Below are 23031 nucleotides of genomic sequence, written 5' to 3' on the forward strand. Positions count from 1 at the left end.
GACGAAGTCCTCCGCGACTCCCGCCTGCTGCCGCAGGGTGGCCAGCTTCTCCTCAGCCAGCACGACCCAGGTATGCAGCCGCTCACGCAGTTCGGTCCGCCGACTCTCGGAGATCGTCGAATCCGACAGCTCGTCGCGCACCGACAACAGCGACCGCATCTCCTCCAAGGTGAACCCCAGCGACTTCATCTTCTTGATGACGAGCAGTCGATCGACGGCCTCGTCGTCGTACAGGCGGAAGCCACCCGGCGTACGTCCAGCGGGAGTAAGCAGTCCGGCTTCCTCGTAGTACCGGACCGCACGCAGCGAAAGCCCGACCCACTCGGCAACCCCACCTATCTGACGGGTGTTTCCGCGGGCCGCGCGGAACGCGGAACGATCACGACGCGTCGTGGACACCGTAACCCTTACGTTCGTGCCTCGAAGACTCGGGCTAAAATAGTTGGCACTTGACTCTACGGCCTGTCTTCCGGGGACTTGAACGGAGTCTGCAACGAGGCCCCGAACACCACACCGCCATCCCGCAAACACACCGGAAGAACAATATCCGCCCACGGTAACATCCACGACAACAGTCACCCCGGCGACGTGGACCCCTGGCGAGGCCGCGGGCAGGGTGGGGCCCGGCCCGGGTCGCCCACGTCACCCCACGTCACGGGGGCCGATCGGTCGACGCCGGGATCGTGAACCGGCAGGCTCAGTGCAGACCCCGTCGCTTCGCGCCAGGGGCGGTGGGACATCGGCGGACAGGCCCCGATCGCGGGCCGGCAGAACGAGGAGACGGCTGTGCTGACCAGGATCGACCACGTCGGGATCGCGGTGGCTTCCCTCACCGAGGCCATCCCCCGCTATGAGGAGGCATTCGGTCTGGAGGTCGTGCACCAGGAGGAGAACGAGCGCCAGGGGGTGCGCGAGGCGATGCTGCTGGTCCACAGCGGCAAGACCGGGAACTCCTACGTCCAACTGCTAGAACCGCTGCGCGAGGACAGCCCAATCGGGAAGTTCCTGGCCAAGCGGGGGCCGGGCATCCACCACATCGCCTACGGCGTCGCCGACATCGACAGCGCCCTCGCGGCCCTGACCACGACCGGATTCGATCTGGTCAACAAGACTCCGGTGCACGGCACCGCCGGCAGCCGGATCGCGTTCATCCATCCCAAGGGCCTCGGAGGCGTGCTCACCGAACTCGTCGAGGCCGCCGAGGGGCACTGAGCCGGGCCGGACGGCCCCGCGTTGCCGCCATCCCCTGTCCGGCCCCTGTTCGGGCGGGGCAGCGAAGGCGCGGGGCAACGAATCCCCGGCGGCGCACCCGGCGACTCCCCGGCGGCTGCCCCGGCCCAGGGCGGATCATGGACCGGGGATCAGCGGTCGCGGATCAGCGGTCGCGGATCAGCGGCGGCTTCTCGCGGCGGACACGTTCGCGGTCGGGACCGGATCGAGCGGGACCACCGATGAACCGTTCCACTGGTAACGCACGGTCGCACCACCCGCCGTCGGGCAGCACATCGGATCGCTTGGCCGGTAGAGGTCGTACTGCAGGGCGACGACCCGGTCGGTGGACCAGATCCAGCGGATCGTGGCGCTCGGCTGCGGCAAGTCGTAGCCGACGAACCGGCCACGGTGGAAGAAGAACGCCCGCTGCGGATGCCCGTCCCCGGATGTCGACAGCAGTCCGACGATCACGCTGAGATCGTTGCTCCGGTCATAACCACCGAGGACGATCGGCGTGTACCCCGCCGATCGAACCAACGCCGCGGCGTTGGCAATGCTCAGCGCCGGGGCGCCGGATGTGGACGAGACAGCGGAGGCTGTCCCGGCGATCCCGCCCATCAGGATAAGCGTACCGATCATCACTGAAACGGCAAGTCCGCGACGTAGCGCCATGAGACCTCCCAGGTTCCGTGCTGACCCGACCCAACCTAGATGCCCTCTTCGGTGGGCGCCGACCAGCTAGGGGGTATGGCCGGTATGTCGCCGGATTCGGACCGGTCCGCCCCCCGGCCGGCGGATCCGGCAGGCTCCACACCGGAACGGGCGGGAAGCCGTGCCGTCGGGGGGCACTGTCGGGGACCACTGTCGGGGGGCACTACATGTTGGTGGGTGGCGTATCCGCCGGAACCCTGGGAGCTGCGCGGTACGATGGTCATCTCCGTCTGGTTCGTGCCCCGCGCGGCGCTGGCCGGCGCCCCTCCCCGGGCGGTGACCGTTCTCGGCCGGGTCCCGGTGGCCACCGCCTGGGTTCGCTACGATCCGCGTGGCGTCCTCGCCTACCGTGCGGTCATGGCCGCCTTGCTGGTATGGCACAGGCGGCACCTGCACGTGACGGTCCCGCATATCTGGGTGGACAGCCCGGCGTCCCAGGTCGGCGGTCGCGCCCTGTGGGGGATTCCCAAGGAACTGGCCGTCTTCACCGAACGACCGGGCACGTCCACACGACCGGAAACGGCCCGGGACGCCGGCGGCACCCACCTGCACGCCCGGGACGCCACCAGGACAGACGCCACCAGGACAATCGTCGCCGCGGCGGTAAGCCGGGGACAGCGGCTGCCGGGCAGGTGGCCGGTCCGCTTCCGCGTGGTGCAGGATCTCGACGGCCAGCCCCGGGTGAGCCCGGTGCGGCTGGCCGGGCGGCTCGCCCTGCACCGGTCACGATGGGACCCGGCGGCGGAGGGCCCGCTGGGTTTCCTCACCGGGCTCCGGCCTCGGCTCACCGTCCGTCTGGACGACTTCCGGATGATTTTCGGAGCCGGAGCCGGAGCCGGCCGGGACGGAATCCCTCGTCCGGCCCGGCGTGCCCGCCGAGGGGCCTGTCGAGAGGCCCAGCCGCCCCGCCGACCGGCCTGACCCGCCCGGCCCAGCCGCCGCCGTGCCGGAGCCGCGCCGCCACCGCTGTGACGGCGAGCGCACCCGGCACCCGGCGGAAGGTGGTCAGGGTCGCTCCCGGCACGTGCATCCGCAGGGTGGCGACCGAGCGGGGGCGGACGAACTCGCGCAGCCCCTCCGCGCCGTGCACCCGGCCGAACCCGCTCTCGCCGCTGCCCCCGAAGGGCAGGGCGGGCATCCCGGCAAACGCCAGCACCGCGTTGACGGACACCATCCCGGCGTCGAGCCGGCTGGCGATCTCGTCTCCCCGGGACCGGGAGAAGACCGTCGCACCGAGCGCGTACGGGGTGCCGTTGGCCAGCGTGACGGCCTCGTCGACGTCGGCGACGGTCCGGACGGTGGCGACCGGCCCGAACGTCTCCTCCTGCACGGCGGGGCTGCCCTCCGGCACGTCGACCAGCACGACCGGTTCGATGAAGGTGTCCCCCACCGACTCCGTCCCGCCGATCAGGGCGGTCGCGCCGCGGGCCAGCGCGTCGGCCACGTGGCGGCGCACGATCGCCGCCTGGCCGGGCATCGTCATCGGACCGTAGGATGCGTCCCGGTCGGCGCCGGGACGAACCCCGTCGAGCTCGCGGCGCAGTGCGGCGAGGAAGGGCGCGGCGACCGCCTCGGTCACGTAGATCCGCTCGACCCCGGCACAGGTCTGCCCGCCATTGGACATCGCTCCCCAGACCGCTGCCCGGGCGGCGGCGGCCACGTCAGCGTCGTCGGCGACGATCAGCGGGTCCTTGCCGCCGCATTCGATCACCACCGGGACGAGGGACGACGCGCAGGCCGCCATGACCAGGCGGCCGGTCGCGGGCGAGCCGGTAAAGGCGATCTTGTCGACCCCGGCGGTACACAGGGCGGCACCGGTCGGACCGAAGCCGGTGACCATGGTCAGGACCCCGGCCGGCGCGTCCGGATTCGCCGCGGCGAACGCCGCGACCAGGTACGCGCCCACCGCCGGGGTGTACTCGCTGGGCTTGAAGACCACCGTGTTACCGGCTGCCAGGGCATACACGATCGAACCGCTCGGGGTGAACAGCGGGTAGTTCCACGGCCCGATCACCCCGACGACCCCGAACGGGCGGTACTCGATCCGTCCGGTGTGGTTCGCCAGGAACGGGCCGGGCGACACCCGACGGGTCCGCAGCACGCGGGCGGCGTTGCGGGCCGCCCAGCGGATGTGTTCCAGCGTCAGCAGCAGCTCGATGCGGGCATCGGCGGCGGTCTTGCCGTTCTCGGCGTGCAGGAGGTCGATCAGCTCAGTCTCGTGGCGGACGAGGTGCGCCGCCCAGCGCAGCAGATAGTCGCGCCGCCGTGCCGCCGTAAGCCCCGCCCACCAGCCCGCCGCCGACCGGGCGGCCGCCACGGCCGCCCGCACCTGGGTCGGCTCCATCACCGGGAAGCTCGCGACCACCGCGCCGGTGGCCGGATCCGTCGACAGGAGCGTCCCGATGCCGGCCTCCGGGCCCGCCTCCGGGCCGACCGCGCCAGTCACCCCGGTCTCCCGATTCGCCACGGTCTCCGGGTTTGTCGGGTTCGTCGGGTTTTCCGAGGTCGTCTCCTCGTCCGGGGTCGTCACGGTCGGCCGCATGGGGAGCTCCTCGCCGCTGGTGACGGAACGTCCTTCCCTTACCCGGCGAGGATATGACCGCCACCCGCAGAGAAACGAGTCCCGTCATCCTCAGATCATCCTCAGAGGAACGAGTCGCGGTACGCGGCGAACCACTCCCGTTGCCGGCGCTGATCGGCCGTCTCCTCCGCGGCGACATGGTCGAGCATCGAGGAGGGGTCCGGCGGGTCGAGGGCGAGGATGTCCCGGCGCAGATCGGCCGCGGCGGCGTCGGCCCGCCGGCGGACCTCGTCAAACCAGCCGGCCTCAATATCGGCGGCGAGCAGCCGACGGAGGCGCTCGATGGGATCCCGGGCCTGCCAGGCGATGATCTCCTCCGGCGGCTGGTAGCGGGTCGCGTCGTCGGAGGTGGTATGCGGGGCCATCCGGTAGGTGTTGGCCTCGATGAGCACCGGGCCGCGACCGCTGCGCGCATGGTCGAGCGCCCAGGTGGTCACCGCATGCACCGCGAGCACGTCGTTACCGTCGACGCGCAGGCCGGGGAAGCCGAACCCGTCGGCCCGGCGGGCCAACCGCACCGGGGACTGCCGCCGGCTCGGCGTGGAAATCGCCCACTGATTATTCTGGCAGAAGAAGACGACGGGCGCACCGAAACTCGCCGCCCACACGAATGCCTCGTTGGCATCACCCTGGCTCATCGCACCGTCACCGAGATACACCATCACCGCCAGGTCGGTATCGGTGTCGCCGGTATCGGTGTCGCCAGTGCCAGTGTCGCCGGTGCCGGTGCCGGCGGCGCCGTCAAGGAGCACCCCCATCCCGAAACCGACGGCGTGCAGCGTCTGGGCCGCCAGAACAATCGTGTAATTAGCCATATTGTGACGGTGCGTATCCCAGCCATCGTGACTCACTCCCCGCAGCAGCCGAATCACCTCGACCGCCGGGACACCGCGGTGCCAGGCGACCGCGTGTTCCCGGTAACTGGGGAACAGGTAATCCCGGGGACGCGAGGCCGCGGCGGATCCGACCTGCGCGGCCTCCTGCCCCCGCAGCGGAATCCACAGGACCAGCTCACCCTGACGTTGCAGGGCCGTGGCCTCCTCGTCCAGCCGGCGGACCAGGAACATGGAGGTGTAGAACTCCATGCGCAGCTCGTGGTCGGCGAGCACCGAGAACCGAGAATCGGTGACCAACGAACCATCGGGGGCGAGCAGTCGGATGCCGCCATCGTCGAGTTCACCCGCCGCGGGCGAGGTGTTCTCCCCGAACGCACCGGGAAAATGATGCGGAACGGGACCGCCCACCGAATCCGGTTCGAGCCGCTGCATCGGCCCGCCGGTAATCAGTTCCGGATCCCGTACGACATTCATACCGAGTACCCTTCCCCCACCCGAAGATCACAGGACGTCCTACCATCGGAAACCATCGAAAAAGAGCGGTGTACCCGTGCGACACTACGCGGTGCGGACGGGGTGAAAACACGGGCGAGGTAACGACGAGATTCCGGCCACAGGATTCCGAGGCCGCAGGACGATGCCGGGAGGATACTGACTATCGTGAAGCACGTGGGCGTCGTCCGGTCTCTGCTGCTGTTCATGGTGGCCGCGGTCACGGAGATCGGTGGTGCCTGGCTCGTGTGGCAGGGCGTGCGCGAGCACCGCGGGCCGGTCTGGGTGGGGCTCGGGATCGGGTTCCTGGCCGCCTACGGCTTCGTCGCGACCCTCCAGCCGGACGCGCACTTCGGCCGGGTCCTCGCCGCCTACGGCGGGGTCTTCGTCGCCGGTTCCCTGCTCTGGGGCGTGACCGTCGACGCCTTCCGACCCGGCCGCTACGACCTCGCCGGAGCCGCGATCTGCCTGCTCGGCGTCGCCGTCATCATGTACGCCCGGCGCGTGTGACGGCTGACGGCTGACGGCGCACAATATGGCTCATGGCGCGCACCGCGGAACGTGTATGGGTCGTGCTGGAGCGTTCCGGTGGACTTCTCGGGCGCAGCGTGCGCCGCGGTCTGGACACGGCCGATCTCAGTAAGCAGGAAGCCGAGAACCTGCGCCGCCTGGCCCGCGAGGCGGTGCATCACGGCGATCTCGCGGCCACAACGGACGCCGCGGATGCCAGTCAGGTAGATTCCACCGAGGCCCGGGGTTCCACCGCGCCCCGGGGTTCCACCGAGGCCCGGGAGCGGCACGACATCGGCGCGGACCGGTTCGTCTACACCCTGGAGATCGACCGGCCCGGGGAGCACGCGGTGCGGACGTTCTCCGAGCCGGTGCCCGACGAGGTCCGGCCGCTGCTGGCGCTGCTACGCACCGCGCCGCTGCTGCCCGCGAGCCGTCCCTAGCGGTGTCGCTGACAGCGAGGTTGACCACCTCGCGCACCGCGGACCCAGTCGTCGACGACTGGGTCCGCTTCGCCAGCCTGGACCGGCTACGCCTGCCCGTCCTCGACCCAGTACCGGCCGAAGGACTGCACCTCACCCTCCAGCGTCTCGCCTTCACCGACCAGATCAGCCACGCCGAGGTCGACAAGAGCATCGAGGAGACACGGCGGCGCTTCGCAGGCGTCCAGGGGAGCTGGATACGCTTTCGCCCCCGAGAACCGTGTCCAGCTCCCCCAAACTCGTTCGCCCAGGCCCATCGCTCAGGCCGCCTCCCGCGGCCTTCGTCGCCGCGTAGACGGCGTTCCCCGGCCAGGAGTGCTGCCCTCACCGAGGCGATGGCATTGATGATCATCCAGCCGGCAGTCGCCAGCCCTACCAGCCCGGCCACACAACCGCTCCCACTACTGGCTCCCGCTGCTGGGTAGATGCGTCACGCAGCGTCGTGGAAGACCAGGCCGAGGGCGTGACGCCGGCCCGAGCGGACGGTGCTCACCCCGTGGCGCACCGCCGAGGCGGACCAGCCGCGGGCGGAGCGCACCGGCCGGTCCCGGGTCGTGAAGACCAGCGCGTGCCCCTGCGGCAGGACGAGGGAGGTTCCGCGGGACTGGGCGCGCATGCGCTGCTCGACGAGCAGGAACTCCCCGCCGGTGTAGTCCTCGCCCGGCACGTCGAGGCCGATGACGACCTGGAGCGGGAAGACGAGTTCCCCATAGATGTCGCGATGCAGCGCGTTCCAGTCACCCCGGCCGTAACGCAGCAGCAGCGGCGTCGGCCTGGTCTGCCCAGCCTGGTGGCACCGGCCGAGCCAGGAGCCGAGGGTGTCCGGCCACGGGGCCGGCCGGCCAAGTCGACCGGCCCAATCCCGGGCGACGGGCAGCAGGTGCGGGTAGAGCGTCTCGCGCAGCCGCTGGACCAGTTCTGGGAGCGGATGGCCGAAGTATCGGTACTCTCCTGACCCGAACCGGTGCCGGGCCATGTCGACCGTGGAGCGGAAGTGCCGCGTCTCGTCGTACAGTTCCGCGAGGGCGTGGCACTGCGCCGGGGTGAGGATCCCAGGGGTGAGCGCGCAGCCCACCACGTCCAGCTCTGCTCCGATCGGCGCCCAGTCGACGTTGTCCGGTGACGGTAGCCGGCCGGTACCCGTCACGACCAGGCCGCCGCCGCGTCCAACATCGGCGCATCCAACATCGGCGCGAGTACCCCCTCATGGCGCAGCAGTGCCTCCTTGCGGGCGAGTCCGGCCGCGTAGCCGCGCAGGGTGCCGTCGGCTCCGATCACGCGGTGGCAGGGACGCACGAGCAGCAGGGGGTTCGCGCCGACCGCGGCGCCCACGGCCCGCACGTCGCCGCGGGCGGCGCCGGTCCGTTCAGCGAGGCGGCCGTAGCTGGTCGTCGTCCCGTACGGGATGGTCTCCAGCGCCCGCCAGACCCGTTCCTGGAACGCAGTGCCATGGGTGAGGAACTCCAGCTCGAAGACCCGGCGCTCGCCGGCGAAGTACTCCTCGATCTGCCGGGCGGCCTCGGTGAAGGACCTCGGGGCACGCCGCCAGTGCGGCGCCACCGTCACGGCTCCCCTCTGCTCAGGCATGGACAGGGAGCTCAGGGCGATCCCGCCCGCCACGCCGTCCGATTCCTCTCCCACCAGTTCCTCTCCCACCAGCAGCAGCTCGCCCAGCGGGCTGTCCAGGGTCGTGTAGACGGTCATCGGCTGTCATCCTTTCCCGTGCCATCGATCCTCCGCGGACCGGTGCCGTCGTCGACTCGTGACTGGTCCGGCGACTGACCCGACGATGGTCCTCCGCTCCCGGCCCCCCACAGATGGTGCATGGCGTAGGAGCGCCAGGGCCGCCAGGCCGCGGCGTCCGCCAGAGCCGCGCCGACCCGCCGCATCCCGGCCCGGGCGGCCACGTCACTCTCCAACAGGACGTCAGGGTCGCCCAGTGCCCGCATCCGGATGTAGCCCGCCGTCCACGCACCGACGCCCCGCAGGAGCAGCAGCTCCTTCTCCGCCTCGTCGCGGTCGACGCCCGGGTCGAGACGGACGGTGCCGTCGGCGAGCGCGGCACTGAGCGTGCGCAACGTATCGCGCCTGCTCTGTGGCATCCCCAGCTCGGTCAACGACGCCTCGGCGAGGTCGGTGACCCGCGGAAACAGGTGGGTGAGACCACCATCGGGGGTGGGAAGCGGTTCCCCGTACGCGGCAACCAGCGCGTCGCCGAGCCGCCGACAGTCGTTCCACCACGGCGCGCGGGTCGGCGTCCAGGTCGAACAGGCACCGGACCCGCTGCGCCGCGGTGGTCAGATCGCGTAGGTCGGTCAGCAACAGACGGCACTCCAGCCACCCTCCGTTACCCGCCCGTTCGTCGACCTCCGCAACGCCGCTTCCTCTCGGCAGCCGCAGGGTTCGCCGGTACGTTCGCTCACCGGGCCGGCCGACGACCTCCTCGACGCCGTGGATCGCGCGTCGCTGAAGGTAGGCGACGAGTTCGTCGACCGCGTACGGCTCCCGATAACCGAGCCGAAGCACCAGCCCAGCCGCATCCCGGTTGTGACCCGGTACGGCGGACCGGGCCGGAGTCACCGGACGCGCCGGGCGCCCGCCCCGCAGTTCGCTCGGCGTGGCGGCATAGATCATCCTGATGGTGTCGTTGAACTGCCGGACGCTCGCGAACCCGGCCGCGAAGGCGATGCCCGTCGCCGCCAGGTCGGTGGTCTGGAGCAGTACCCGCGCGGTCTGCGCCCGCTGTGCACGGGCCAGCGCGAGTGGTGCCGCGCTCACTTCCGCGTTCATCTGCCGTTGAAGCTGCCGCACGCTGTAGCCCAGGCGCGCCGCGAGCCCCGAGACACCCTCCCGGTCGACCACGCCGTCGCCGATCAGCCGCATCGCACGGCCGACCACGTCGGCGCGAACGTTCCATTCGGCCGAGCCGGGCACCGCGTCGGGACGGCACCGCCGGCACGCCCGGAAGCCCGAGCCCTGCGCCGCCGCGGCCGTCGGAAAGAACCGGACGTTCTCCCGCTTCGGCGTGACGGCTGGACAACTCGGGCGGCAGTAGATGCCGGTGGTGGTGACGGCGAAGAAGAACGCGCCATCGAAGCGCGCGTCCCGGCTGCGCAGCGCCTCGTAGCGGCTCTGGTCCGTCATCACTCCACCTACTCTCGACGAGTCCTGTCTCGCATGCTGGCGGAAATCGGACGTCGTGCCCGTGGGCGCATGGCGGGCGCGGCCATCCCCGGAGACCACACCTATCCGTCGTGGAGTCGTCACCTCTGGTTGCGAACGCCATCGGGTTCGACCTACGGTCACATGGGTAATCGGACCGCTACCCAGAGATGATCCGGCTCGACCGTACCCGCGCCCAGGCCCGGTCTCCGCCGCACGGGCGGTGTGCTCCTCCGGACCGGCCCTCCACATCCCCAGGTGGGCGGGGGACCACCGGATCGGCCCATCAGCAGGAGGCATCCATCAGCAGGAGGTAATCGTGGGAAGGGCAGCCGGAAGCGATCCCGACCCGACCGTCCCGACCGTCCCGGTCACCGGGATCACCCACCTGGGCGGCGTCGAACCCGGTCTGGATCTTCTCGGGCTGGACTCCTTCTGCCTGCGCACCCGGCTGGGCCCGGACATCGTCCGCCGGTTGGTCGCCCTCAGCCTGCTCGACGTGCGCGTCGGCCAGGCGGGGCAGTGGTGGCTGCCGGTCTGCGCGGTCGGGCAGGCGGTGCGCATCGAACGGCTGCGCCGCGACCTCGGCATTACCTATGCGGCCACCGGCGTCGTGCTGGACCTGCGCGACCGCATCGACGAACTCGAACAGCGCATCCGCGGCCATCGCGACGGCCCCGGCGAGGAGTACCGATGAAGTCGACCAAGCTGACCGAGAGCGCCCAGGACGCGTTGAAGGCGGCCCAGACCAGGGCGATGCGGTTCGGCCACACCGAGATCGACGGGGAACATCTGCTCGCCGCGCTCGTCGAGCAGCCGGACGGACTGGTCCCGCGCCTCATGATCGCATCGGGTGGTACCCCACCCGCCCTCACCGGTGCGGTGGAGGCGGAGCTGGAGCGCAGACCGCGGGTGTCCGGGCCGGGGGTCCGACCGGGCGAGGTGTACATGACGCAGCGTCTGTCCAGGGCCCTCGACGCCGCCGAACGGGAGACACACCGCCTGGGCGACGAGTACATCTCGGTCGAGCACCTGCTGCTGGCCCTGCTCGAGGAGGGACCCACGACACCGGCCGGCCGGATTCTGCACGAGCAGGGTCTGACCCGGGAACGCCTGCTCATCGCGCTGACCCGGGTGCGCGGAGACCGGCGCATCATCTCCGCCTCGCCGACGGCCACGGACGACGCGCTGGAGAAGTACGGACGCGACCTCGTCACCGACGCCCGCAACGGCCGCCTCGACCCCCTGATCGGGCGGGACGCCGAGATCCGCCGAGTGATCCAGATCCTGTCCCGCCGGACGAAGAACAATCCCGTGCTGCTCGGCGACCCCGGAGTCGGCAAGACCGCGATCGTCGAGGGCCTCGCCGACCGGATCTTCCGCGGGGACGTTCCGGACAGCCTGCGGAACAGGAGGGTGTTCCAGCTCGACCTGGGCGCGCTGGCGGCCGGGACGGCGCACCGCGGTGCGTTCGAGGAACGACTCAAGGCGGTTATGGCCCAGGTCACGGCGTCCGAGGGGCGGATCCTGCTGTTCGTCGACGAACTACACGCCGTCCTGGGGGCGGGTGCCGCCGAGGGGACGACGGATGCCGGCAACGTGCTCAAGCCGCTACTGATCCGCGGCGACCTGCACCTGATCGGGACGACGACACTCGAGGAGTACCGCCGGCAGATCGAGTCCGACCCCGCGTTCGCACGCCAGTTCCAGACAGTCATAATCGATGAACCATCAGTGACGGACGCCATCTCTATCCTGCGCGGGCTGCGAGGACGGCTGGAGATCTTCCACGGGGTTCGGATCGCCGACGCGGCACTGGTCTCGGCGGCGGTGCTGTCCCATCGGTACATCAGCGACCGTTTCCTGCCGGACAAGGCGATCGACCTCGTCGACGAGGCGGGCGCCATGCTGCGCACCGACATCGACTCGATGCCGACCGCCCTCGACAAGATCACCCGCAGGGTGGTCCGACTGGAGATCGAGGAGGCCGCGCTCGCGCAGGAATCCGATCCGGCGAGCATCGCCCAGCTGGACCAGCTCCGTGGGGAGCTCGCCGACGTGCGGGCCGCGGCGAACGCGATGCGCGCGCGGTGGGAGGCCGAACGCCAGGCCATTAGGCGAGTCCGGGGGCTGCGGGAGGAGATCGAACAGGCCCGGCGGCGGGCCGAGGAGGCCGAACGGGCACACGACCTGGCGACCGCGGCGGAACTGCGCCACACCCGCCTGCCCGAACTGGACCGGCGGCTCGCCGACGAGTCCGAACGGCTCACCCCCCGGCGGGGCGGCCACCGGTTGCTGCGCGAGATTGTGACCGCCGACGAGATCGCCGATCTGGTCTCCCGCTGGACGGGGATCCCGGTGGCCCGGCTCCTCGAGGGGGAACGGGAGAAGCTGCGACGCCTCGACCAGGTCCTGCGCGCCCGGGTCGTCGGACAGGACGAGGCGGTGCGGCTCGTCGCCGACACGGTGCTCCGGGCCCGCGCGGGCATCGGGAACCCGCGCCGCCCGATCGGGTCATTCCTCTTCCTCGGGCCGATGGGGGTCGGGAAGACCGAGCTGGCCCGGGCCCTGGCGACGGCCCTGTTCGACTCCGAGGACAGTCTGATCCGCATCGACCTGGGCGAGTACCAGGAGCGGCACAGCGTCGGCCGGCTACTGGGCGCCCCACCCGGCCAGACCGGGCCCGTCGAGGGCGGGCAGCTCACCGAGGCGGTACGACGCAAGCCCTACGCGGTGGTGCTGTTCGACGAGATCGAGAAGGCACACGCCGACGTCCTCAACGTCCTGCTGCAGGTCCTGGGCGACGGTCGGCTCACCGACGCCCGGGGACGCACCGTCGACTTCCGCGACACCGTCGTCATCCTGGCCTCTGGCGTGGGGTCCGAACGGCTCACGGGCGGTCCGGACGCTGACGGGACGGCCGGACCCGAGGTCCGCGCTCGGATCACGGCCGACCTGCGCCGGGCCTTCCGGCCCGAGTTCCTTCACCAGGTCGACGAAGTCGTGCTGTTCTCCCCGCTGACCCTGCCCGAGATCGAGCGGGTCGTCGACCTGCTGGTGGACGACCTGCGGGCCCGATTGGCGGATCGGCGCATCACCCTGAACATCACCGAGCCGGCCAGGATGTTCATCGCCCGTCAGGGCTACGACCCAGTCCACGGCGCCCGCCCGCTGCGCCGCTACCTGCAACGCGAGGTGGAGACCCGGATCGGGCGGGAGATGATCGCCGGCGAGGTCGACGACGGTTCCGCGGTGGTCGTCGACCTCGCCGGAGACGCGCTGACGGTCCGGCACGGACGGTCCGGCACGCTCAGCGGTCGCTGAACCCCGGGCGGTCTCCGAACCTCTTGCGGAGGACGGCGAAGTAGAGATCCGGTCGCAGCGGCCGGCCGAACCGTTCGTCGTCGTAGGGGAACGGGCTCGTTCTGGTGGTCAGGACGTATCCGCGCCGCTGATACCAGGCGATCAGTTCGGCCCGTTGGGCGATGACCAGCAGGTCCATCCAGGCCGCGGACCAGGCCGTCACGGCGTGCCGTTCGGCGAGCCGCAGCAGCGTGTCGCCGAGCCCGTTGCCCTGGCGGGTCGGGCTTACCGCGAACATGCCGAAGTAGGACCCGGTCGACGGTGATGCATCCGGGCCACACCGCTCCGCGTCAGCCTGCCCGCGGGTGGTATGCCCCGACCGGGTCACCTCGGTCGCCGCGTGCTCCGACCGGGCCGGTGGCTCGACCCGTCGTTCCACGTGGCAGCAACCGAGGAGGGTTCCGTCCGGGTCCTGCGCGAGCAGGACCACGCTGTCCGGCGCCGCCAATGCCGCGCCGACCGCGGCGGCGTCGGTGCGCCGCCCGGCGAGCAGGTCGGCCTCGGTGGTCCACCCCGCGCGACTGGGCTCCCCCCGGTACGCGGACTCGACGAGCTCGACGATCGCCGCGACGTCGGCCTTGGTCGCACGGCGGAACGTGAGATCGCCCGGGTAGACGTGGGAAACCGATCGCATCCCCCCATCCTCACAGCTCCAGGAAGTAGTCCCCCGGGAACGCGAGCGAGCGCATGGTGGGTAACGGCCCGGGCGGGACGGGGGAACGGGGGACGGGGGAACGGGAGAACGGGGGGACGGGGGCGTCACGGCGGCGGCGAGGCGGGGAAGCACCAGGCCCAGAGGCGCGTCGACCCGGACGGCCGCGCGGCTGTCCCCCCGGGTCGGACCCTGGTTGACGATCGCGACCGGGATGTCGAGCTCCGCCGCACGGAGCACGAACCGGTAGCCGGACATCACCGTCAGCGACGATCCGAGGATCAGCAGCGCCCTGGCCCCCTCGACCAGCCGGAACGCCTCCGCGGCACGCGGCCGCGGCACGGTCGCGCCGAAGAACACCACGTCCGGTTCCAGCTCGTCACCGTCGCACCGGCGGCAGCCCACCATGACGAAGGCGGCGACCATGTCGTCGGGGAGCGTGACATCGCCGTCCGGGTTGCTCTGCGCGGCGCCGACATGGAATCCGGGATTGACCGCCCGCAGACGCTGGTCGAGCTCGAGGCGAGGGCTCACGTCGCCGCAGCCGCGGCATAGCACGCGCGACAGCCTGCCGTGCAAATCGATGACGCGCCGTAAGCCGGCACGCTGGTGCAGGCCGTCGACGTTCTGCGTCACGACACCGGTCACCAGGCCGTCCTGCTCCAACCGGGCCAGTGCACGGTGGCCCGGGTTCGGCTCCGCCCGGGCCACCCGCCGCCACCCGGCATGGCTGCGGGCCCAGTAGCGGTGCCGGGCCGCGGGATCATCGGTGAACTCCTGGTAGGTCATCGGGGTGTGATGGCGCAGTGCCCCGTTCGGACCCCGGTAGTCCGGAATACCGGAGTCGGTGGAGATCCCCGCACCGGTCACCACCACGACCCCGCCGGCCGCGGCCAGCGAGCAGAGCCGGTCGAATGCCTCGCCCCCGCCACCCGTCACCTGCTGTCGCACACCGTCCCTCACACCGTCTATGCTGCCCGATCCGGCCGTGCCCCGGATGCCCGTTCCGCGCCACCGCTCCCCGCCCGTCCGCTCCCCGCCCGTCCGGGGATGGAGCCCGGGGGGAGACGTCCCGGCAGGTTGATGTTTCGGACACCGGCATCGATACGTCGTGTAGTCGTCCTAGCCGTGTGGTGTGATCAGGCCCAGGGTCGTACGGTTGCGGCAAAGCCAGCCTTCCCGAGGGTGGTTACGACGATGGACGGCGAGAACGCACAGGTCGGCACCAGGCACGCCGAGTCGGGGGATGCCCGGCGCCACCCCTCCGACTCAGTCGGTCACGGCAGCTCAGTCGGTCACGGCAGGTCAGCCGCGTCGACCACAACCAGGACCACCGTCAAAACCGTCGGCATGACCGCCGGCACGAGCGCGGGCCGACCGGCCGCGATGGAGGCCGAGCTGGCCTCGGTCCATCCCGGTCCGGCCGCGCCGGTATGTGAGGCGGCCGGGCGCATCGCCCGGTCGGAGGAGACCATCGAGGCGGAGGTCATCCGTCTCTTGCCCGGAGCCCTCGCTGTCGTTCGCACTCCCGCCGGAACGGAGGAGGTGGGCATCGCCTTGGTCGACGCCCATCCCGGAGATGCCGTGCTGGTCCACGCCGGGGAGGCGATCGCCGTTCTCTAGCCCATCCGTTCGTTCGTCCGGGCCAGGCCCGTCCAGGGCAGGGAGATGCAATGACGGTTTGTTCGCCGTTCGACCAGACCGCGGCGATCGCGGACGCTGAGATCTACCGCGGCGAGTCCACCCATCCCGACCGCGCCACCACCTGCGGCTCAGACCGGCGGATCGGGGTGCTGACCCCGTCGTCCTATGCCCTCGCCCACCCGGGGGAGCGTTCGCATGCCCACTCGGAGTGTCTCCTGGAATGCGGCCCCGACACCGTGCTCCGGGTCCGGGTGCGCTACCTGCAGCTGACGGCCCGTTCCGTGGATCGTGGCCCCGGGGATGGGGGCCGGTTTCCACCGGGCGGCTGGCCCGCGGGAGATGCCGAGCCCCGCGGCTGGGACGAGTTCATCCCGCGCCAGGTCGACGATGTGGTGACGGTCACGGACCTGTTGGCGGCGCCTCCCGGCAGCGCGGTACCGACCGCCGCGGGGCCGCGGCGGAACTGGCTGCCCCGCCTGAGCGCGCCACGGCCGAATCCATGGGAGCTGGCCGGTCCGGCGAGCGGTGGCGTCTCGGCGGGACTCGGACCACCCCACACCATCCGGTTCAGCGCCCCCGCCGGTCGGCGGGTGGAAACCGTGAGCGGCCACGGCGAGGCGGAACCGACCCGCATCACCTGGGACAGCTGGGCCGTGCAGGGAGAGCTGCGGTTGAGCGCCGGACTGCAGACCTGGGCACACCAGGCCGGGGGAACCGGAGCACATCGCCTGGTCCGGCTCCGGGCGGAACTGGTGAACACCTCGGGCTGGCATCTTCCGGCCGAGGAAGCGATGGATCACGTCTCCCTCGAGGCGCGCCGCCGACGGCACCGGGAACAGGCGATGCGGCACTCCCTGATCGGCGCGCACCTGCTCCTCGCGACGACCGAGGGCCGATTCGTGTCCCTGGCCTCTCCCCCGACCCGGGCCAGCGAATTCGCGAAGAACTGCGTCAACGACGGCCTCTGGCCCGCGCTCGTGGCCACCACGGACGGCCATGACACCGTGCTCGTCGCGCCGATCGTCCTTCCCGATCATCCACGGCCGGCTCCGGTGGACCACGACGGCGGCAGCTGACCGCCGGCCCGCCATCGGCCTCGGCCGATGAGCCGAGGCCGGTCGTCAGCAGCAACAGCAGCGGGAACAGCGAGCGGAACCTACGCGCCGGGAGGATGTCAACATTGTTGATTATCTTGGATCGGACGCGGTGGTCACGTTTCTACGGCGCGTAGAATCTGCTGGGTGCGACTACAGGCGAGGCTGTCCGCGAGACGGCGTACGGCAGTCCCGAGTAGGAGCGGCACCCGGTTCGCCAACCCCACCGGTGCCGCCCGCGCCACCGGTGGTACGGGCGGCACGGGGCCAACCGGCCTCGCCGCGGCGATCAGCCTGGTTGTGGCGCTTGGCCTCGTCGCGGCGCTCGTCCCGGCGGTCCTGCTCGGACTGGCCACCCCCGCATCGGCGCATTCACGCCTGGTCACCAGCACCCCGGTGGCGGACAGCACTCTCACCGCCCCGCCACATGAGATCATCCTGATGTTCAACGAGCCAGTGTCCCCGCGCTACACGAACGTCGCCGTCACAGCGGCCGACGGCGCCAGCGTGACCGCCGGTGCCACCCGCGTCGAGGGCGGCAGCGTCCACCAGGACCTCACCGCTCTCCGCCACGGTCGCTACACGGTGGCCTATCGGGTCGTGTCCGAGGACGGTCATCCGGTCGGCGGCGAGTTCGCCTTCACCGTTGCCGGCGGCACGGCGTCCGCGGGCCAGGAGGGATCCCCGCCCCCGTCCCCGGTCACCACGACGCCGACCCCGGCAGCCACCGCAAGCCCGACCACGGGTGCCGCGCCGGCCCCGTCCGCGGCCGTCACTGCCATCACGGCCGATACGGGATCCGCGGACGGCGGTGACGGTGGCGGTGGCTGGATACTCCCCGTTGTGATCGCCAGTGTCCTCACGCTCGGCGGCGGCACCCTGTTCGCCCTGCGGCGACGTCACTCCGGAGCGCGCTGACCCTATGGACACCCCCGTCACCAGGAAAGACCCCGCCATAACGAACAACTCCACCACGCCCGCAGGCCCCATCACGCCCGCGGGTCCGGCCGCTCCTCCGTATGCCGCCGCTCCCACCAGAACCAGCCCCGCCAGCCGCTCCACCTCGGGGGACGGACGGACGGCGGCGGTCGGACGGATGGCGCCCGTCGCCGTCGCGGCCGGATGCGTGGCGCTGGCCCTGACCGTCGGTTTCGGGCCAGGCCCCCTGCGGCTGCCCGGCCTGCCTTCGTCCGGCACGCCCACCTACTGGGCACTGCCGTTCACGCATCTGGTCGGCAAGATCGCCGCCGTGGGGACGATCGGGTGGCTTCTCGCGGCCGCCGTCCTTCTTCCGGCGAAACACGGGCGTTCGGCGCAACGCGGCCGTTCGGCGCAACGCGGTGCGGCCGGCAACGAGTCGCGGGTGGGCATCCTGTCCCCCACGGCCCGGCGGTGCGGCCGGTACGCGGCGAACGCCGCGGCTCTGTGGATGGTGGCCACCCTCGTGGAGCTGCTGTTCACCCTGTCCGAGATCTCCGCGCGCCCGGCCGGCGACGTCCTGGGCGTCTCCTCGCTGCGCTCCTTCGTCTCCACCACCTCCCAGGGCCGGGCACTGCTCGTCGTGGCGGCCCTGGCGGCCGTCATCGCGATGATCGGCCGTACGGTCACGACGACAACCGCGGCCGGGGCCCTGCTCGCTGTCGCGGTCGCCGGCATCGTGCCGCCGATCCTGGTTGGCCACGCCGCCACGTCCGGCGATCATGCGATCGCAGTGGTGGCCCTCGGCGTGCATGTATTCGCGGCCACGGCCTGGGTGGGTGGTCTACTCGGCCTGCTCACCGCGGTGCGGCTGCCGGTGGGCTCGTTCGGCCCGGCGCTGCGCCGGTACAGCCGGTTCGCGGCCGGGGCGGCGGCCGTCACGGCGATCAGCGGGATCGCCGGTGCGGCCCTGCGGCTCGGCGGCTTCACCCCGTTGTGGGACACCCGCTACGGTCTGCTGGTCCTGCTCAAGGCCGCGGGCCTGCTGGCCGCCGTCACGCTCGGTGGTCTGGTGCGCCGCCGGATCGTCGCCGGGCTCGCGGTGAGGACGCCCACCGACCAGACCGGCACCACCGACCAGACCGGCACTGCTCAGACGAACACCCGCCGGACCGGCACCGACGGGACTACCGCGGTCGCTCGTTTCCTGCGCATCGCCGGCGTGGAGCTCACCGTTCTCACGGCCACGGTCGGACTGGCCGTCGGACTGTCCCGCACGGCGCCACCGGTGAACGACGCACTCGTTCCCGACGATCCGACCCAGACGCTGCTCGGATACCCGATGCCCCCACCGATCACCGCCGTGCGGCTCGCCACCGACTGGCGCATCGACTGGGTCTTCCTCGCCGGCGCGGTCACCGCCGCCCTGCTCTACCTCGCCGGCCTGCGCCGGCTACGGGCACGCGGCGCCCCCTGGCCGCTCGGGCGCACCATCGCCTGGCTCGCCGGCCTGCTCGTCGTCGTGGTCGCCACATCGAGCGGACTCGGGCTGTACGGGCCGGTCCTGCTCAGCGTGCACATGAGCCAGCACATGCTGCTCAGCATGCTGGCCCCGATCCCGCTGGTGCTCGGCGCGCCGGTGACCCTGGCGCTGCGGGCGGTGCGGCCCGCCACGGCTCCGCACCGCACCGGACCGCGCGAATGGCTGCTGAGAACGCTGCGGTCCTGGCCGGTACGCATCCTGACCCATCCGCTGCTCGTGACGGCAAACTTCGCCGGCAGCCTCTACGTGCTCTACCTCAGCTCGCTGCTGTCGACCCTCATGCGCAACCATCTCGGCCACCTGTACATGAACGTGCACTTCCTGGCGGTCGGCGTGCTGTTCTTCGAGCTGCTGATCGGGACCGACCCGCTCCCCCGCCGGCTGCCGCATCCCGGCCGCGTCCTGATGCTGCTGGCCGTCGTCCCGTTCCACGCCTTCCTCGGCCTGACCATCATGAGCACATCGGCCCTGCTCGGCTCAGGCTGGTACGACCGCCTGGTCCGGCCCTGGGGCGTCTCACCGCTCAGCGACCAGCGGACCGCCGGGGGCATCGCCTGGGCGTTCGGCGAGATTCCCACCTTTGTCGTGCTGATCGTGCTGGCCATCCAGTGGTCCCGGCTGGACGAGCGGCAGACGCGGGCCCGGGAGCGGCGCATCGCCGCCGCTGGTGACGTCGACGCCGAACTCGACGCGTACAACGCCTACCTCACCCGGCTCGCCGCCGGCCCGGCCCGGCGCACGCCGTCCGCGGCCACCCCCACTACCGCGACAGCCGCCGCCTCGACAGCAGCCACCTCACGCACGACCTCGCCCGCCCCCGGAGACGAGACCAGCGCTGAGGCCGAGACCGGTGCTGAGGCCGAGACCTCCGGATAGGCAGGCCGGGAGAGAACCCCGACTACGGCGTCGGCCGCGGGCCGTCGGGACCGGATGCCGCGGCCCTCCCGCCCGGACGGACGACCACCCCCGGACGGGCGACCACCGCGGACCGCGGGCTGTCGGCAGGCGCACCCTCGGCAGGCGCCGCGGGCAGGGTCCGCACCGCGGGCAGGGTCCGCACCGCGGGCAGGGTCCGCACCGCGGGCAGGATCCGCACGTTGCTCTGCGAAATCGGCGGGCGGCGCGCCGCTTCCAGGTCCACCCGCGCGGCCACCACCGTCAGCTGCCGGCGGATGATCGCCCATACGAGTTCGAGCAGGACCGCCGCCACCGCGGCGATGCCGACCGCCGTCCACGGCCCGGTCGTCCCCACCAGGGAGAGCTGGAAGAACTCCTGGCCGGGCGGGATGGCCAGGACCAGCGCGAACGCGACCGCCATGGTCAGCACGAGCGCGATGCGCCACCAGGTGTACGGACGGGCGACGATCGCCAGTGCCCACAGCGCGACTCCGAACAGCGTCAGCGTCGCCATCGAGGTCTCGGTGTCCAGGTCTTGACCATAGAAGTGCGACCGGGCCAGCAGGTAGGACGTCATCGTCGCCGCGGCGACGAGCAACCCGGCGGGAAGGGCGAAGCGCAGCACCCGACCGACGAAGTCCGGCTGCGCCCGTTCGGTGTTCGGCGCCAGCGCCAGGAAGAACGACGGGATGCCGATCGTCAGCGACCCGACGAGCGTGAGATGCCGAGGGAGGAACGGGTACGGCACCTGGGTGATCACAACCACGATCGCGAGCAGGACCGAATAGACGGTCTTGGTCAGAAACAGGTTCGCGACCCGTTCGATGTTGCCGATGACCCGCCGCCCCTCGGCGACCACCGGCGGCAACGTCGCGAAGCTGTTGTTCAGCAGCACGATCTGGGCGACCGCGCGGGTCGCCTGGCTGCCGGATCCCATCGACACGCCGATGTCGGCGTCCTTGAGCGCCAGGACGTCGTTGACGCCGTCGCCGGTCATCGCGACGACGTGCCCCCGCGACTGCAACGCCGCGACCATCTCCCGCTTCTGCTGCGGGCTGACCCGCCCGAAGATCGAGTGGCTCTCCATGGCGTCGGCGAGCGCGGCCCGGTCGGTCGGCAGCGTGCGGGCGTCAACGGGATCGTCGGCGCCGGGCAGCCCCAGCGAGCGGGCGACCGCGCCGACCGACAGCGCATTGTCCCCCGAGAGGATCTTGGCGGCGACGTTCTGCTCGGCGAAGTACCGCAGGGTATCCGGGGCATCCGCCCGCAGCCGCTGGGCGATGACCACGAGCGCCACCGGGACGACGCCAGTCGGCACCGTCGCCGGGTCCGCCAGTGCGTCCGCCAGCGGCGCGCCGAACCGAGCGAGCAGCAGCACCCGCAGGCCCTGCGCCCCGTACTCGTCCGCGGTGGCGAGCACCCGGTCACCAGCTGCCAGCAGCACATCGGGCGCGCCGAGCAGCCAGGTGCCCTCGGTCCCGTCCGCGGCGGCGAGGGTCGCGCCGCTCCACTTACGCGCCGAGGAGAACGGCGCGTCCGCCCGCACCTGCCAGCCCTGCGGGGCGGGATAGGCATCGATGATCGCCTGCAGGCTCGGATTCGGCCGGCTGTCGGCCGCGCCGAGGGCGCCGAGCACGCTCGGCACGAGGGTGCTCGGCTCTCCGGCCGCACCTGCCCCGGAGGCGGCGCCCGTCTCAGGTACGGCGCCGGCGGTGCCCGGCTCGACGATCCGCAGCTCCACGACGTCCATCGCGGCCTCGGTGAGGGTGCCGGTCTTGTCCAGGCAGACGACGTCGACGCGGGCCAGCCCCTCGATCGCGGGCAGTTCCTGCACCAGGCACTGCCGCCGGCCCAGCCGCACCACGCCGACCGCGAAGGCGACCGACGTGAGCAGCACCAGGCCCTCCGGCACCATCGGCACGAGCCCGGCGACCATCCGGCGGATGGCCTCGGGCAGGTCGTCGTCGTTGACGACCACCTGGCTGATGATCAGCGCGAGGCCGGCCGGAATGATCATCCAGGTGACGACCCGCAGAATGGTGCTGATGCCGCCCCGCAGCTCGGAGTGCACCAGGGTAAACCGGCTCGCCTCCTTAGCGAGCCGGGCCGCGTAGGCCTCGCGGCCCACCCGGGTCGCCCGGAACGCCCCCGACCCCGCGACAACGAAGCTGCCCGACATGACGATGTCGCCGGGCTGCTTGTGCACCGGATCCGCCTCACCGGTGAGCAGCGACTCATCGACCTCCAGGTGATCGGCTGCCAGGACCAGGCCATCGACGGAGATCTTGTCGCCGGCGCCGAGCTCGATCACGTCGTCCAGCACGATCTCGGTGGCGGGGAGCTCCCGGGCGACACCGTCACGCCGCACGACGGGCCGGGACTCCCCCACCACGGCAAGCCGGTCCAGGGTGCGCTTCGCCCGCAGCTCCTGGAACAGGCCGACCAGGGTGTTCACGATGATCACGCCGCCGAACAGGGCGTCCTGGAATGGAGCGACGATGACGACGAAGACCAGCAGAACGCCGATGATCGCGTTGATCCGGGTGAGGACGTTCGCACGGATGATGTCGCGCAGCGAACGGCTGGAGCGGGCCGGCACGTCGTTGACGCGGCCGTCGGCGACGCGTTCGGCGACCTCGGCGGCGGTCAGCCCGGCGGCGGATCGACCGGCGGCGGATCGACCGGTCGCGGCGGGGCCGGACCCGCCGACGGACCAGGCCCCGCCGGCGGGCATGGACCCGTTGGCGGACGCGGGGGCGTCGATGGACGCGGGGTCCCGGTCGTCGAACCGTCCCGGAGACAGCCGCGATCCCGCGGCCCCTCGCCGAATCATGGCGTCCTCCACGCTCCGTCGCGGTCGCTGCCGGAGGCTCGGCAGCGGAATCGGTATCGGTTTCCCGACCGACGTCGGGCGGGCCTCGGACTCGTTCGGAT

19 protein-coding genes and 1 pseudogene are annotated in these 23031 nt (G+C 71.6%); 10 read left to right on the top strand and 10 right to left on the bottom strand.

Features of this window, described 5'->3' with window-relative positions:
• On the bottom strand, window positions 1–399 hold a 399-nt coding region (locus AC08OQ_RS03855), incomplete at its 3' end, for a MerR family transcriptional regulator (protein ID WP_476611902.1).
• 387 nt (window positions 400–786) lie between these two features.
• On the opposite strand from AC08OQ_RS03855, the gene mce reads away from it, so the two are divergent.
• Window positions 787–1212, top strand: a complete 426-nt coding sequence (gene mce / locus AC08OQ_RS03860) for a methylmalonyl-CoA epimerase (RefSeq protein WP_462188654.1) — start codon at window positions 787–789, stop codon at window positions 1210–1212.
• 177 nt (window positions 1213–1389) lie between these two features.
• On the opposite strand, the gene AC08OQ_RS03865 is transcribed toward mce, so the two are convergent.
• The gene (locus AC08OQ_RS03865; protein ID WP_476604649.1) at window positions 1390–1884 is read right to left on the bottom strand and encodes an LppP/LprE family lipoprotein; all 495 of its coding nucleotides are present in this window, start codon (window positions 1882–1884) and stop codon (window positions 1390–1392) included.
• Window positions 1885–1968: 84 nt separating this feature from the next.
• Here AC08OQ_RS03865 and AC08OQ_RS03870 point away from each other — a divergent pair.
• Window positions 1969–2589: pseudogene (locus tag AC08OQ_RS03870) on the top strand (acetoacetate decarboxylase family protein); the annotation flags it as partial.
• Between the two features lie 118 nt (window positions 2590–2707).
• Here AC08OQ_RS03870 and AC08OQ_RS03875 read toward each other — a convergent pair.
• Complete coding sequence (locus AC08OQ_RS03875) at window positions 2708–4465, bottom strand: aldehyde dehydrogenase family protein (protein ID WP_476604650.1); 1758 nt, start codon at window positions 4463–4465, stop codon at window positions 2708–2710.
• A 101-nt stretch (window positions 4466–4566) separates the two neighbouring features.
• Window positions 4567–5814 carry a thiamine pyrophosphate-dependent enzyme gene (locus AC08OQ_RS03880; protein ID WP_476602408.1) on the bottom strand — a complete coding sequence of 416 codons (1248 nt, stop codon included), beginning with the start codon at window positions 5812–5814 and terminating at the stop codon, window positions 4567–4569.
• A gap of 195 nt (window positions 5815–6009) precedes the next feature.
• Between AC08OQ_RS03880 and AC08OQ_RS03885 the strand changes: the two genes are divergently transcribed.
• Window positions 6010–6342, top strand: a complete 333-nt coding sequence (locus AC08OQ_RS03885) for a YnfA family protein (protein ID WP_462188661.1) — start codon at window positions 6010–6012, stop codon at window positions 6340–6342.
• A 32-nt stretch (window positions 6343–6374) separates the two neighbouring features.
• A complete protein-coding gene (locus tag AC08OQ_RS03890; RefSeq protein ID WP_476604651.1) occupies window positions 6375–6785 on the top strand; it encodes a hypothetical protein in 411 nt (136 codons plus the stop codon).
• 86 nt (window positions 6786–6871) lie between these two features.
• Here the strand turns inward: AC08OQ_RS03890 and AC08OQ_RS03895 are convergent, their stop codons facing one another.
• The 4 genes from AC08OQ_RS03895 to AC08OQ_RS03910 all read right to left on the bottom strand — a co-directional run bounded on the left by AC08OQ_RS03895 (window position 6872) and on the right by AC08OQ_RS03910 (window position 9968).
• Window positions 6872–7081, bottom strand: a complete 210-nt coding sequence (locus tag AC08OQ_RS03895; protein WP_462203221.1) for a hypothetical protein — start codon at window positions 7079–7081, stop codon at window positions 6872–6874.
• Window positions 7082–7254: 173 nt separating this feature from the next.
• Window positions 7255–7971, bottom strand: a complete 717-nt coding sequence (locus tag AC08OQ_RS03900; protein WP_476593546.1) for a 2OG-Fe(II) oxygenase — start codon at window positions 7969–7971, stop codon at window positions 7255–7257.
• Window positions 7968–8528: a methylated-DNA--[protein]-cysteine S-methyltransferase gene (locus tag AC08OQ_RS03905; protein ID WP_462203222.1), complete on the bottom strand. Its 561-nt coding sequence runs from the start codon at window positions 8526–8528 to the stop codon at window positions 7968–7970. Before AC08OQ_RS03905 ends, AC08OQ_RS03900 begins: the two co-directional genes overlap by 4 nt.
• Window positions 8529–8750: 222 nt before the next feature.
• Entirely contained in the window at window positions 8751–9968 is a 1218-nt protein-coding gene (locus tag AC08OQ_RS03910; protein ID WP_476598983.1) for a bifunctional transcriptional activator/DNA repair enzyme AdaA, read from the bottom strand.
• A 337-nt stretch (window positions 9969–10305) separates the two neighbouring features.
• Here AC08OQ_RS03910 and AC08OQ_RS03915 point away from each other — a divergent pair, with 337 nt between their 5' ends.
• Both AC08OQ_RS03915 and AC08OQ_RS03920 read left to right on the top strand, forming a co-directional pair.
• Complete coding sequence (locus AC08OQ_RS03915) at window positions 10306–10683, top strand: chaperone modulator CbpM (RefSeq protein ID WP_476598985.1); 378 nt, start codon at window positions 10306–10308, stop codon at window positions 10681–10683.
• A complete protein-coding gene (locus AC08OQ_RS03920; RefSeq protein ID WP_476598987.1) occupies window positions 10680–13310 on the top strand; it encodes an ATP-dependent Clp protease ATP-binding subunit in 2631 nt (876 codons plus the stop codon). Before AC08OQ_RS03915 ends, AC08OQ_RS03920 begins: the two co-directional genes overlap by 4 nt.
• On the opposite strand, the gene AC08OQ_RS03925 is transcribed toward AC08OQ_RS03920, so the two are convergent.
• On the bottom strand, window positions 13297–14964 hold the full coding sequence (locus tag AC08OQ_RS03925) for an NAD-dependent protein deacetylase (RefSeq protein WP_476604652.1): 1668 nt from the start codon (window positions 14962–14964) through the stop codon (window positions 13297–13299). The two genes, AC08OQ_RS03920 and AC08OQ_RS03925, sit on opposite strands and share 14 nt — an antisense overlap.
• Before the next feature lie 234 nt (window positions 14965–15198).
• Here AC08OQ_RS03925 and AC08OQ_RS03930 point away from each other — a divergent pair, with 234 nt between their 5' ends.
• The 4 genes from AC08OQ_RS03930 (at window position 15199) to AC08OQ_RS03945 (ending at window position 20076) form a co-directional block, all read left to right on the top strand.
• A complete protein-coding gene (locus tag AC08OQ_RS03930) occupies window positions 15199–15624 on the top strand; it encodes a hypothetical protein (protein WP_476598991.1) in 426 nt (141 codons plus the stop codon).
• A 50-nt stretch (window positions 15625–15674) separates the two neighbouring features.
• Window positions 15675–16721: a hypothetical protein gene (locus AC08OQ_RS03935; RefSeq protein WP_476598993.1), complete on the top strand. Its 1047-nt coding sequence runs from the start codon at window positions 15675–15677 to the stop codon at window positions 16719–16721.
• A 165-nt stretch (window positions 16722–16886) separates the two neighbouring features.
• Window positions 16887–17657: a copper resistance CopC family protein gene (locus AC08OQ_RS03940; RefSeq protein ID WP_476598995.1), complete on the top strand. Its 771-nt coding sequence runs from the start codon at window positions 16887–16889 to the stop codon at window positions 17655–17657.
• Between the two features lie 178 nt (window positions 17658–17835).
• On the top strand, window positions 17836–20076 hold the full coding sequence (locus AC08OQ_RS03945) for a bifunctional copper resistance protein CopD/cytochrome c oxidase assembly protein (RefSeq protein WP_476598997.1): 2241 nt from the start codon (window positions 17836–17838) through the stop codon (window positions 20074–20076).
• 22 nt (window positions 20077–20098) lie between these two features.
• On the opposite strand, the gene AC08OQ_RS03950 is transcribed toward AC08OQ_RS03945, so the two are convergent.
• Window positions 20099–22930, bottom strand: a complete 2832-nt coding sequence (locus tag AC08OQ_RS03950; RefSeq protein WP_476598999.1) for an HAD-IC family P-type ATPase — start codon at window positions 22928–22930, stop codon at window positions 20099–20101.
• Window positions 22931–23031 lie beyond the last annotated feature (101 nt).

The organism is Frankia sp. CcCS3, assembly GCF_977927575.1.